The organism is Sodalinema gerasimenkoae IPPAS B-353 (assembly GCF_009846485.1).
GTDB classification, from domain to species: domain Bacteria; phylum Cyanobacteriota; class Cyanobacteriia; order Cyanobacteriales; family Geitlerinemataceae; genus Sodalinema; species Sodalinema gerasimenkoae.
The window spans coordinates 1369184-1381000 of sequence record NZ_ML776472.1 but is presented as its reverse complement, the minus strand read 5'-3'; the positions used below and the strand labels follow the sequence as shown (position 1 = coordinate 1381000).

At 52.8% G+C, this 11817-nt stretch carries 10 protein-coding genes; 7 read left to right on the top strand and 3 right to left on the bottom strand.

Going from position 1 to position 11817, the window contains the following annotated elements:
* The first annotated feature begins 227 nt into the window (after window positions 1-227).
* Window positions 228-533, top strand: coding sequence for a hypothetical protein (locus L855_RS06160; protein ID WP_159785538.1), 306 nt, complete (start codon window positions 228-230; stop codon window positions 531-533).
* Here the strand turns inward: L855_RS06160 and L855_RS06155 are convergent.
* Complete coding sequence (locus tag L855_RS06155; RefSeq protein ID WP_159785535.1) at window positions 523-915, bottom strand: VOC family protein; 393 nt, start codon at window positions 913-915, stop codon at window positions 523-525. The two genes, L855_RS06160 and L855_RS06155, sit on opposite strands and share 11 nt — an antisense overlap.
* Before the next feature lie 180 nt (window positions 916-1095).
* Between L855_RS06155 and L855_RS06150 the strand changes: the two genes are divergently transcribed.
* The 3 genes from L855_RS06150 (at window position 1096) to L855_RS06140 (ending at window position 5760) form a co-directional block, all read left to right on the top strand.
* On the top strand, window positions 1096-1806 hold the full coding sequence (locus tag L855_RS06150) for a choice-of-anchor W domain-containing protein (RefSeq protein ID WP_159785532.1): 711 nt from the start codon (window positions 1096-1098) through the stop codon (window positions 1804-1806).
* Between the two features lie 167 nt (window positions 1807-1973).
* On the top strand, window positions 1974-3254 hold the full coding sequence (locus tag L855_RS06145; protein ID WP_159785529.1) for an ABC transporter substrate-binding protein: 1281 nt from the start codon (window positions 1974-1976) through the stop codon (window positions 3252-3254).
* Between the two features lie 85 nt (window positions 3255-3339).
* On the top strand, window positions 3340-5760 hold the full coding sequence (locus L855_RS06140; RefSeq protein ID WP_159785526.1) for a sucrose synthase: 2421 nt from the start codon (window positions 3340-3342) through the stop codon (window positions 5758-5760).
* Between the two features lie 268 nt (window positions 5761-6028).
* On the opposite strand, the gene L855_RS06135 is transcribed toward L855_RS06140, so the two are convergent.
* Together L855_RS06135 and L855_RS06130 are read right to left on the bottom strand one after the other, a co-directional pair.
* Window positions 6029-7237, bottom strand: coding sequence for a HetZ-related protein (locus L855_RS06135; protein WP_159785523.1), 1209 nt, complete (start codon window positions 7235-7237; stop codon window positions 6029-6031).
* Window positions 7238-7670: 433 nt separating this feature from the next.
* Window positions 7671-8333: an L-threonylcarbamoyladenylate synthase gene (locus tag L855_RS06130; protein ID WP_159785520.1), complete on the bottom strand. Its 663-nt coding sequence runs from the start codon at window positions 8331-8333 to the stop codon at window positions 7671-7673.
* A gap of 114 nt (window positions 8334-8447) precedes the next feature.
* Here L855_RS06130 and larC point away from each other — a divergent pair, with 114 nt between their 5' ends.
* The 3 genes from larC to L855_RS06115 all read left to right on the top strand — a co-directional run bounded on the left by larC (window position 8448) and on the right by L855_RS06115 (window position 11802).
* Window positions 8448-9680 carry a nickel pincer cofactor biosynthesis protein LarC gene (gene larC / locus L855_RS06125; RefSeq protein ID WP_159785517.1) on the top strand — a complete coding sequence of 411 codons (1233 nt, stop codon included), beginning with the start codon at window positions 8448-8450 and terminating at the stop codon, window positions 9678-9680.
* 83 nt (window positions 9681-9763) lie between these two features.
* A complete protein-coding gene (locus tag L855_RS06120; protein ID WP_159785514.1) occupies window positions 9764-10735 on the top strand; it encodes a CobW family GTP-binding protein in 972 nt (323 codons plus the stop codon).
* Entirely contained in the window at window positions 10723-11802 is a 1080-nt protein-coding gene (locus tag L855_RS06115) for a WD40 repeat domain-containing protein (protein WP_159785511.1), read from the top strand. Before L855_RS06120 ends, L855_RS06115 begins: the two co-directional genes overlap by 13 nt.
* The last annotated feature ends 15 nt before the right edge of the window (window positions 11803-11817 follow it).

Here is an 11817-nt window from a genome sequence, read left to right as displayed (position 1 = left end):
AGGGCAAGTCAGGAAATTTTGCCCCTTCATCCTAACCCGTCTTGGTCGCCTCAGGGAGAGGGAGAGACTGATGGACGGCAATTAAGGGCCATTGAGTCTGAGTCGAGGCCTAGAGGTCATTTACGTTCATGAGCGAGGTCTGCCCTATCTTCTAAACCCATTGCTCGCTATCTTAGAAGCAGGAGCAACTGTCCTAATAGACTGCCCAACCCCTACCCCTAGTTCTTATGCGCCTTCGGGAAGTTCTTTGGCCAACCCTTATCCTTGCGAGTCGGACCCATCCCCCTCGCTTTGTGGAACTGTTGATGTTGAGTCTAGCCACCGTCATGTTGCTATTGTGGCTATGGCAAGATCGATGGCCCTATGTCGTTCTCAGTGCCAGCTACGTCTTTGGCGCTGGGATGTCGATTTGGGTGCGGGAGTGGATTCGCCCCCATCGTAGCGATCGCCGCATTGGCCGCACCCGGGCCACAGCCCTATTAGGCTTAACCACCTTACTCATGTTCCTCAGCCTCCAGGAACTCAGCCAGTAGGCCCTTGATGGAGAATCAAGCGATTCCCATCAGGATCATAGCCATAGATCTCTTGACCATGGGAGGCCGTCATCAGCGGCCCCGGAGGCAGATAGCCCATGGCCGTTAAATGGGCGATCGCCCCATAAATATCCTTCACCTCCAAACAGAGACTCATGGTTCCCCGGGCCTCTGTCCCCCTTGCCAACTCTAAAAATTCCCTCTGATGAGCGGTGCTAGGCTTAAAAATCGCCAGTCGCAGTCCGGGAACCTGATACTCCGCATAAGTCCCCGGACTCTCGGTTTGAGGAGGCTGGGAGAACAGACGCGTGTAAAACTCAACCAGGACCTCAACTTGGTCACTGGCAACTGTAACAAAACCATTACAAAGACCCAGGCTCATAGTTTAACGGGAGGGATAACTCACTATAGACTTCATCCTAACTTTAAAGTTCCCCAAAGAATTGAGGTCTAAAAACAAGTTTTGGTAAAGTCTCACAAAATGGGGTGACAAGGGGAAATGGAATTCGTTAGGGTGTATCCATCCTAGATATGTCCCGAGTCCAACCAAGAGAGAACCATCATGAATCGTCGTTTCGTCGCCCTCAGTCTATCCCTCCCCCTGTTCGGAGTTGCTATCGCTGCGCCTCAAGCGAATGCCTTTAGCATTGCTGGTCATTTGGACGGTGAACAAGCCTTCAAAGATTTGGGAGTTGAAACTCCCTGGGCTGCCGAGAGCCGAATTGGCATAGAAGGGCCTGGGGACTACGAAATCGACATTCATAATTCTAATTTCACCGACGTTACCCATCAGCAGTTTAGTTGGGTCAATGGAGCGGAATATGACTTCTCCTTAAGTTTTGATGGCAGTGAACTTATTTATGACGTCGCTGGTGTCACCGTCAGTAAGACTGTGACCCAAAATAGCTTTTCTGACCTCTTGATTCGTACCACTGCTCGTCAGGTGGGCAACAGTGCGGAAGTGAAAAACCTATTTCTCAATGGGGTTGCGATTAGTGAAACCTCTTTCTTCCAATGCCAAGACGCTAGTGGTTGCGATTTCTGGAACTCCTCCCAATATCTCCATATCACGGATGTCTCAGGTCCTTTCAATTTAACCGGAACCTCCGTCTTTTCCTGGGAGGGCGATCGCCCTACTCGGTCCAACCTTGCCTATCAAATCAAACTGGTGGAAGGGGATGACACCCAGCCAGTTCCCGAACCTGCCTCAATTCTGGGTTTAGGCTTAATGGCAGCCGGTGCCAGTCAACTCAAACGCCGTCGCCATAGCTAAGACAACCCCAACCCATTCTCGATTCTCTCTTCGTCGTTTTTCCCCCACTCTACCCAGTGGGGTTTTTTTTTCGCCTGTTCCAGAAACAAATCCAGACGTAAACCCTCGCGATCCGTCCCACAATTGTGTCCCACAATAGAGAGCAGGTCACGTTTAGGTTCAAGATAATGAAATCACGGATATCAGCTTGGCAACGGGTCATTCTAGCCCTCGGCTGTAGTCTTCTCCTCACAGCCTGTCAGATGACTCCATCGCCGGGCGACACTCCCCTAACCCTGACCCTGTGGCATGGGATCAACCCACCTCCCAATCGGGATGTATTCAATGAACTGGTGGCGGAATTTAACGCCGAACAGTCCGATGTTCAAATCGAGGCCCTGTATGTGGGCCAACCGGATCAACAACTGCCGAAAATTCTAACCTCCGTCGTGGGTGGGGTTCCCCCCGATTTGTTGTGGTTTACCCCCATGATTACTGGCCAACTGGTGGAGTTGGGGGCGATTCGTCCCCTAGAGGACTGGTTTGAGGCCTATCCGCAACGGCAAAACCTCGATCCGGCCGTATTGGGAGAGATGACCCTCGATAACCAGATTTGGTCAATTCCCATGGCCACCAACAACTTAGGCCTGTTTTATCGTCCCAGTCTTTTCGAGGCGGCGGGGATTGAGACCTTACCCCGAACCTGGGAAGAGTTGCGGGAGGTGGCCCGAACCCTCACCGTTGATGAGGATGGCGATGGCCGGCCCGATCGCCATGGGATTTTGCTATCCCTGGGAAAAGGGGAATGGACTGTCTTCACCTGGTTAGGATTTCTCTATGGGATGGGGGGTGAATTAATCAAAGAGGGAAGGCCTAACCTGGTCACCCCAGAAGCGATCGCCGCTCTGGAATTTTGGGCCGATCTGGTTGCCGACGGGTCCGTGAAACTCTCCCAACCGGAACGAGGCTATGAACTCAATGACTATCTCGCTGGCCGTGTAGCCATGCAGTTAACGGGTCCCTGGACTCTAAAACAACTTGAAGAATCAGACGTTGATTATGATGCCATGGCTATCCCCGCCGCCAAGCAACAGGCCACCGTCTTGGGGGGAGAACAGATATTTGTCATGAAAACTCGCCCCGAACGGGAACAGGCAGCGTTAGAATTTCTGGAGTTTGTATTGAGCGATCGCTTTCAGACACAATGGGCCCTTGGGACGGGATATCTCCCGGTCACGACAACGGCCCAGGAGAGCGAGGTCTATCAAACCTACCTCGGCGATCGCCCCATCCTCACTGTTTTTCTGGAGCAAATGTCAGGAGCGCATTCTCGTCCTATCCTTGCCAACTATGCTCGTCTGTCCGATAGTCTCGGGCGGGCGATCGAACAAACCTTACTCGGTTCAGATCCCGTGACGGCCCTAGAAACTGCCCAACGGCGAATTGACCGGATTTGGCAACAGCCATAAGGAAATGGTGAAGACACCCCACAACGGGGATCCCAGATGTCTTCACGCCTCTCCTCAACCTCTCTTAATTTTTGGCAGACACACCATGTCCCAACTCCTTCAATCCGTTCTCAACAGCAACAACAAACTGGATCTGCGCCAGTTTTTCGGTGAACTCCGCCTCAAAGAGCAACGCTACCTACTCCGTAACGACATCGAACGGGCCTTTAGCGACTACTGTAAACAGCATCAGAAATCTCAGGAGTTCCAACACCACTCACCTCTGGCCCAACTGATTTACTACACCCAGGAACTCATCGTCGATGGGGAGAGTATTTGTGCCATCATCCGCCCCAAAATTGCCGATCAAGAGGTCTACCGCATCCACGAAGACCTCAGCTATGATGCCATCACCGTTCAAGATCTTCTCGACACCCGCGATCGCTTTGTCGGCCATTACCGTCCCCAAGATGGTGATGTCTTCGAGATTGACTTTGAACCCTTCTATGACTACTCCCCCAGCATCCGCGACCCCAAAAATATCGGCAAAGGGGTCGAATTTCTCAATCGCTATCTCTCTAGCAAACTTTTCCAAGACCCTCGGGAATGGCAACAAACCCTATTTCAATTCCTCAGCCTCCATTCCTACAACGGTCTCAAACTGCTGATTAACCCCCGCATCAAAACCTGGCAACAACTCTCTGACCGAGTTAAACAAGCCATCAGCTTTACCAGTCGGCGTCCTCAACAAGACCCCTACGACAGTTTCCGCTTTGACCTACAAGACTTAGGCTTTGAACCCGGCTGGGGAAATACCGCCGGCCGCGTCCGGGATACCCTCAACATCCTCGATGAACTCATCGACTCCCCCAATGACCAGGTCTTAGAAACCTTCGTCTCTCGCATCCCCATGATTTTCCGCATCGTCTTGGTGTCGGTGCATGGTTGGTTCGGACAGGAGGGGGTTCTCGGTCGTCCAGACACTGGCGGCCAGGTGGTGTATGTCCTCGATCAGGCCCGCAGTCTGGAAAAACAACTACAAGCGGAACTCCATGAGGCGGGATTGGATGTCTTGGGGGTTCATCCTAAGGTGATTGTCCTCAGTCGCCTGATTCCCAACGCCGAAGGAACCCGCTGTAATGAGCGGCTAGAAAAAATTTGGGGAACCGATGATGCTTGGATTCTCCGGGTTCCCTTCCGGGAGTTCAACCCCAAGGTCACTCAAAACTGGATTTCTCGCTTTGAAATTTGGCCCTATCTGGAAACCTTCACCCTCGATGCTGAGAAAGAACTGCTGGCGGAGTTTAAGGGTACCCCGGATTTGATTGTGGGCAACTACTCCGACGGCAATATCGTGGCGTTTCTCCTCTCCCGTCGTCTCAAGGTAACCCAGTTCAATGTAGCTCACGCCTTAGAGAAGTCGAAATATCTCTTTAGTAACCTCTACTGGCAGGATTTAGAGAAGCAATATCACTTCTCGATTCAGTTTACCGCTGACCTCATCGCCATGAATGCGGCCAACTGCATCATCAGTAGCACCTATCAAGAGATTGTGGGCAAGCCGGATAGCGTGGGGCAATATGAGTCTTATCATTGCTTCTCGATGCCGGATCTCTATCATGTGGTGTCCGGGATTAACCTGTTTAGTCCTAAGTTTAATGTGGTTGCCCCTGGGGTCAATGAGGCGGTGTTCTTCCCCTATCTCCGCCAAGAGGAGCGCGTCCCCGGCGATATGGAACGGCTAGATCAGCTCTTGTTTACCGATGAAGACCCTAATCACGTTTACGGTACATTGGATGATCCCAACAAACGGCCGCTGTTTTCCATGGCCCGTCTCGATCGCATCAAAAACCTCTCAGGGTTAGTGGAGTGTTTTGGACAAAACCCGGAGTTACAAGAGCATTACAACCTCATTTTCATTGCCGGAAAACTCCGAGAAGAGGAGTCAGACGATGCCGAAGAGATTGCCGAAATGCGCAAACTCTATGAAGCCATTGAGCGCTACAAGCTCCATGGCAAGTTCCGCTGGCTGGGGGTTCGTTTGCCGAAAGTGGATTCGGGAGAAGTCTATCGCGTCATTGCCGATCGCCGTGGGGTGTTTGTGCAGCCGGCCCTGTTTGAAGCCTTTGGTTTAACGATTCTCGAAGCGATGATTTCCGGACTCCCCACCTTCGGCACGCAATTTGGGGGACCCCTGGAGATTATTCAGGACAAAATCAATGGCTTCTACATCAATCCGACCAATTTGGAGGAAATGGCTCAAAAGTTAGTGGACTTTGCCACGAAATGCCAGCAAAACCCCGATTATTGGTTGGAGATTTCCCACAAAGGCATGGACCGGGTCTATACCACCTACACTTGGCAGATACACACATCTCGTCTTTTGTCAATGGCAAAAACCTATGGATTCTGGAACTATTCTTCTCAGGAAAACCGCGAAGATATGTTGCGCTATCTCGAATCCCTGTTCTACCTCATCTACAAGCCCCGGGCCCAAGCCATGTTAGCCGAACACATGGCCCGATAGCCCCATAGCAAACTGGGGGCAACTTGCCCCCAGTCGGTTTGTGTTTTTGATTGTCTGTCCCCTCCTAAGAGGAATCAGGAATGGGGTTGAGTTCTCGGAAGCGGGCGACCACAAGCCCTTACGAAGAGGGCGACCACAAGGGTACGCCCCTACATCTTGCTCTTGCCTGTTGCCTATTGCCTGTTGCCTATTGCCTATTGCCTTCTCCCCCCTATTGCCTACTGCCTGCTTCTCCCCTGTTCCCTGTTCCCTGTTCCCTGTTCCCTTCTCATTCCCCATTCCGATGTTGCCAAGCCAAATCCAAGAGTTTCGTCCAGCGTTTTTCAGCTTGTTTAGGGGTGCAGTTGAGGATGCTAGAAATTTCACTATTGCTGCGACCTTGTTGTTTCAAGGCAATCAATTTAACTTGTTGGGGGGTGAGGGCCTTGAGGAAGGCTTGCCATTGTCCGGGGGACATCCCCAGATTGCGATCAAGGTCAGCACCGAGCCATTGATGAACCAGCTTCCAGTTGCCAGCGCGGGAGAACTTCTCAACATGGTATTTAAACCGTTGTTGTAGATAATCCCGTTGGCGAGCCGTTAAGCCAAGAATTTCATCAATTTCATGGGCGGGGATGTCTTGGAGTTTCAGGATTAGGTAGTCGATGCACTCGGGTTGTCCCTGCTCTTTGAGATACTTGACGAGGGCTTTGATGACGCGATCGCGCATCACGGACTCAGCGGGGTCGATGGTATCAGACACCATCTGTTCCCGGACTTGACGGGCGGCGGCAGACCGGCTGACGCTTTCGTCTTCTTCACTTTTGCCTGATTCGACGGCCAACTCCATATCGATGGAGGTTTCGGGGGGCTGTCCTTTGGCGAACCCTTGCGCTCTCAGAACAATCAACTGTTGGGAGTTGCGCCCTGGGAGGGAAATACGCCGTTTGGCATATTGTTCGGTGAAGGCCATATATTCCGCCAGTTCAACGCGAGTGCGGGGGGTGTAGTTCGGGAGCACATCATGTTCTCGGCGGAAGGCCCGTAAGACTTCGATATAAAAGCCTTGCAGGAAGTCCTCAATCAGGCTGTAGCGTCCTTGGAAGCCAAGCCGCGCCCGAGTCGGGGCAATATGACGATAGACAATCACACTGAGGTTACTATGGAGTTCACTCCGTCCCCGTTTGGACCCGAGTTCGTAGTAACCGGCTATTTTTTGAATACGATGTTGGGCCAGGTTGAGTTGCCATTTTTTCACTTCTCCCGAACGTTGGATGCGATCGCTCTTTTCACAAATTCGCTCAACTTCCCGCGCAATCCTCTCCGCCACAGCTTTGGCACTCCGAGAACGGGTCTCGATGGCTTCGCCTAGGCGTTGGTTTAAGTTTTCCGTTAGGGGATCAGCAGCGTCCGGAGTGGGGCTGGGACCCGATGATATAGATTGGGGTTGGGCTTGGTCGATGTCACGATGGAAGGAGGTTTGAAGTTTAATAGTCATGATGGTAGGTTGCAGGTAGCGCACTGGGTGGGCCATGAACAGATGGGTGAAACGACTTGGTGCTTCCGGGTGGAAGTCCTGTTAGCTTCTTTGCTGTCCACACTTCAACTGTAGAGAGGCTTTGAGCCAACTGAGTCCTCGTTCATGCCACTCTTTCAACCTTGCGATCGCGCCGTAACCAGTTGCCTAACTGCCTGGGTTTTCGCGTTTGTTCGGGATGCCGAACAAATTCCCCGAACCTAGACAAGCTATACCGTTGAGGTTAGCGATCGCCCTGTGTCCCGCCTGAGACGACCGTGGGACAGTTACCAGAGCGATCGCACCCCCTGAGATCACTGTGACAATTGGCACAGTCAACTCAACGGGACATCCCTCTTCCTGGACTCAGTCCGTTGAAGAGGTCATCACAATCATCACCTGTGACCCAGGACGATTAAATCCAGGCGGCGGCTGTTTCCCAATTCAAGCCTCGGCGGACAATTTCGGGATAATTCGCATCAGTTAAATCCAAAATGGTGGACATCTCATACCCCGGTTCGCTGCCGTCGTCGATAATCAGGTCGACTAATTTCTCCCAGCGATCGAACAATTCGGCTTTGTCCAGGGTTTGTCCTACCTCTAAGGTGGGAATCGGTGTACTACTGTCTTTATCCAACAGATAGGCCGAGGTTGAGGCAATGGGAACTTGCAAGGCGTCCAGGAGGGCAAGACAGACGGGGCGATCGGGAACCCGAATCCCCGTGGTTTTACGTTTGGGGGACATCACCAGTTTGGGCACTTGCTTGGTGGCCGGTAAGAGAAAGGTGAAGGGTCCAGGGATAAGACGCTTCATAATTCGGTAGGCCGGATCAGACACTTGGGCATAACTGGCAATGTTGGAGAGGGAGGGACAGAGAAAGGTTAACGGTTTTTCATTGGAGAGTTGTTTAATTTGACGAACCCGTTGAACGGCGGACTTGACGTTAATATCGCAGCCGATGGCGTAGACCGTATCGGTGGGGTACAACATCACGGCCCCTTGAGCTAGGGCATCCCTAATTTCTTCTATTCGCCGAGGTTGGGGGGTGTCCGGATGAACTTCGTAAATGGTTGCCATAATGGTGAGCTAAAACCTTCTAAATCAAATGCTGGGTGCATAGAACAGCCCCGCCAACCTATAATCGCATTGGATTTGGGATCACTACAGGGTTTGGGGGCAACAGAGCCGAAAATGAGCAGTCGCATTGCCTATTTTGATTGTCCGACGGGTATCGCTGGCGATATGTGTTTGGGGGCCCTACTCGATGCTGGGGTTCCCTTGGAGTATCTGGAACAGCAACTGGCCGGTTTGGGCTTGGGGGGGGCATTTCGCCTGCGCACTGAACGAGTCCAACGCCAAGGCCAAGATGGTCTAAAACTCCATGTGGAGTTATCCGCCACACCGGACGACTCCCCCACCGCTGACGGCCATCATCATCACCATCACGGCACTCGTCACCTGCCGGAGATTGAAACCATGATTCAGGGCGCGAATTTGAGCCAGCGTGCTACGGACTGGAGTTTGAAGGTGTTTCGACGTTTAGCGGATGCGGAAGGCTCTGTTCACGGCATTAGCCCCGATCACGTGCATTTTCATGAGGTGGGGGCAGTGGATGCCATTGTCGATATTGTAGGTACTTGTGTTGGCTTAGATTGGCTGGGGGTTGACCGAATTCTCTGTTCGGCCCTCCCCAGCGGCGGTGGGACGGTGAAGGCAGCCCATGGACGACTTCCGGTTCCGGTTCCGGCGGTGTTGAATTTGTTGGAGACGCGGGGGGTGATGCTCTATGACAATGGCATTGCGCGGGAGTTAGTGACCCCCACTGGGGCAGCCTTGATGGTGACTCTGGCGGAGTCGTTTGGCCAGGTTCCGGCGATGCGGCTGCAACGAACGGGGTTGGGCGCGGGAACTCAGGAGTTGCCCATTCCCAATCTTTTACGCCTCTGGTTGGGGGAAACGGAGGAGTCTCTCTGGGGCAGCGATCGCGTCTGTGTGTTGGAGACTCAGTTAGATGACACCACCCCCCAGGTGATTGGCTATACCTGCGATCGCCTGTTTGAGGTGGGGGCGTTGGATGTGTTCACCCAGGCAGTCCAGATGAAGAAATCCCGCCCCGGGGTTCTCCTGACGGTGATTTGTCCCCCGGATCAACAACGCACCTGTGAGGCGGTGATCTTCGAGGAAACTACGACCCTGGGGATTCGCCAAACCCTGCAACCGCGATCGCTGCTCCAGCGTCATTTTGAAACCGTAGACTTGGAGGGCCAAACCGTTCGCCTCAAAATTGCCACCGATGCAACGGGTGCAATTCTCAATGTCCAGCCGGAATATGAGGATGTGGCGGCGATCGCCCGAAAACAGCAGCGTCCCTGGTCTCAGGTGCAACAACAGGCCCTACAAGCTTGGCACAGCCATCACTCTTAACCCCGTGAATCCCCACCCTGAATCTCGACAATGAAAACAATTATCATCTACCATAGTCACTAACCGCCGCAGCGTTAGGATTTATGGTCAATACCCCCATGCTAAACACCGTTCCCGTGACCGTGCTGACTGGGTATCTGGGAGCCGGCAAAACGACACTCCTCAACCGCATCCTTACCTATGAACATGGCAAGAAAGTCGCTGTCATCGTCAATGAGTTTGGTGAAGTCGGGATTGATAACCAGTTGGTGATTGATGCCGACGAAGAAATTTTCGAGATGAACAACGGCTGTATCTGCTGCACCGTCAGGGGTGACCTGATTCGTATTATCGGCAATTTGATGCGGCGACGCGATAAATTTGACCATCTGGTGATTGAAACCACTGGCTTGGCTGACCCAGCCCCCGTGATTCAAACCTTCTTCGTCGATGACGAGATGCAAGAACAACTGAACCTCGATGCGGTGGTGACGGTGGTGGATGCCAAACATATCCATGATCATTGGGATGCAGACGAGGCCCAAGAACAAATCGCCTTTGCTGATGTCATCCTCCTCAACAAGACGGATCTCGTCAGTGAAGCCGAGTTAGAAGACCTAGAGGCCCGCATCCGCTCGATGAACATCATGGCCAAGGTCTACCGCACTCAAAATGCTGCCATTGAGATGCAGCAAATTCTCGGGGTGAATGCCTTTGATCTCAACCGGGCCCTAGAGGTTGATCCTAAGTTTCTCGAAGAAGATGCCCATGAGCATGACGAGACGGTAGGCTCAATCGCCCTCGTTGAAGCCGGGGCGATTGATGGGGAGAAACTGAATGCTTGGCTGAGTGAGTTGTTGCAAACCCAAGGCCCCAACATCTTCCGCATGAAGGGCATTTTGAATCTGGATGGGGAAGAGGAGCGATTCGTGTTTCAGGGGGTGCATATGCTCTTTGATGGTTCCCCCGATCGCCCCTGGAAGCCTGAGGAAGAGCGCAAAAATGAACTGGTCTTTATTGGGCGGGATCTCGATGCTATGCAGCTCGCAGAGGCGTTTCGCTCATGTCTCGTCTAAACCAACCTCCCCTAGAACAAGAGCGTCGGGGTCAGTTGCAGGAATATGGAACCGCCCTGGCTTGGACTCCTGAGGGCAATGAGCTGGCGATCGCCTCCGCTGCTGGAGAGATTGTGCTGATTCCCCTCGATGGAGGTCCTCAGCAGGTACTCCAGGAGGCCGATGGTCAATCGATTGATGTGTTGGCCATTTCCCACGATGGTCAGTTTCTGGCCGCTGGAGGACAAGCGGGAACTCTACTAATTTGGCGGTTGGGGGAGTCTCCAGAGCTAATTAGCCGCCTAGACAACTCCCGCACCTGGTTAGAGCATCTGGCTTGGCATCCCCAGCGCAATGAATTAGCCATGGGGTTAGGCTCCTATGTGCAAGTCTGGGATGCTGAGGCGGCCGAAGTGGTGACAACCCTGATGTTTGAATCCTCCTCGGTGTTGGATTTGGCCTGGCATCCCGAGGGAACTCAGTTAGCGGCGGGGGGTCATCAGGGCATTAAAGTCTGGAATTGCCAGGATTGGGATGACGACCCTCAACTCTATGAGATTCCAGCGGCCAGTATCTGTCTGGCTTGGTCAAACAATGGCGAATACCTGGCCTCAGGCAATATGGATCGCACGTTAGTGGTTTGGGCCCAGGGAAATCCCTATCCTTGGCGAATGCAAGGCTTTCCCGCCAAGGTGCGTCAGTTAGCCTGGTCTGAGTTTTGGTTGGGGGAAGCCCCCCTGTTGGCCTCTAGCAGTCGTGAGGGCATTGTTGTCTGGCACAAACAGCAGCAAGATGATGCGGGTTGGAATCCGCAACTGTTGGAATTGCATAATGCTCGCGTTAGTGCGATCGCCTTTCAGCCTCAAACTCAACTGTTAGCCTCCGCCTCGGAAGATGGCTCGGTTTGTCTTTGGCAGAATGCCGAGGAAGTGGTGCAACTCCTCGATGGAGCTGCGGCCGGGTTTTCGGCTTTAGCCTGGAACCCCAGTGGCACGGCTTTGGCCGCTTTGGGAGAAGCGGGGGACTGGCTCATCTGGAAACAGGGCCGCGGCAAGAGGGGATTTTTAAACGATATTTTTCGGAATTAATCAATCTGTTGGCGT

What these genes read in the sequence shown, in the direction of transcription:
- L855_RS06130 (WP_159785520.1), bottom strand. Translation starts at nt 8,333, where the DNA reads ATGGCAACCATTTACGAAGTTCATCCGGACACCCCCCAACCTCGGCGA.
- L855_RS06150 (WP_159785532.1), top strand. Translation starts at nt 1,096, where the DNA reads ATGAATCGTCGTTTCGTCGCCCTCAGTCTATCCCTCCCCCTGTTCGGA.
- larC (WP_159785517.1), top strand. Translation starts at nt 8,448, where the DNA reads ATGAGCAGTCGCATTGCCTATTTTGATTGTCCGACGGGTATCGCTGGC.
- L855_RS06120 (WP_159785514.1), top strand. Translation starts at nt 9,764, where the DNA reads ATGGTCAATACCCCCATGCTAAACACCGTTCCCGTGACCGTGCTGACT.
- L855_RS06135 (WP_159785523.1), bottom strand. Translation starts at nt 7,237, where the DNA reads ATGACTATTAAACTTCAAACCTCCTTCCATCGTGACATCGACCAAGCC.
- L855_RS06115 (WP_159785511.1), top strand. Translation starts at nt 10,723, where the DNA reads ATGTCTCGTCTAAACCAACCTCCCCTAGAACAAGAGCGTCGGGGTCAG.
- L855_RS06155 (WP_159785535.1), bottom strand. Translation starts at nt 915, where the DNA reads ATGAGCCTGGGTCTTTGTAATGGTTTTGTTACAGTTGCCAGTGACCAA.
- L855_RS06160 (WP_159785538.1), top strand. Translation starts at nt 228, where the DNA reads ATGCGCCTTCGGGAAGTTCTTTGGCCAACCCTTATCCTTGCGAGTCGG.
- L855_RS06140 (WP_159785526.1), top strand. Translation starts at nt 3,340, where the DNA reads ATGTCCCAACTCCTTCAATCCGTTCTCAACAGCAACAACAAACTGGAT.
- L855_RS06145 (WP_159785529.1), top strand. Translation starts at nt 1,974, where the DNA reads ATGAAATCACGGATATCAGCTTGGCAACGGGTCATTCTAGCCCTCGGC.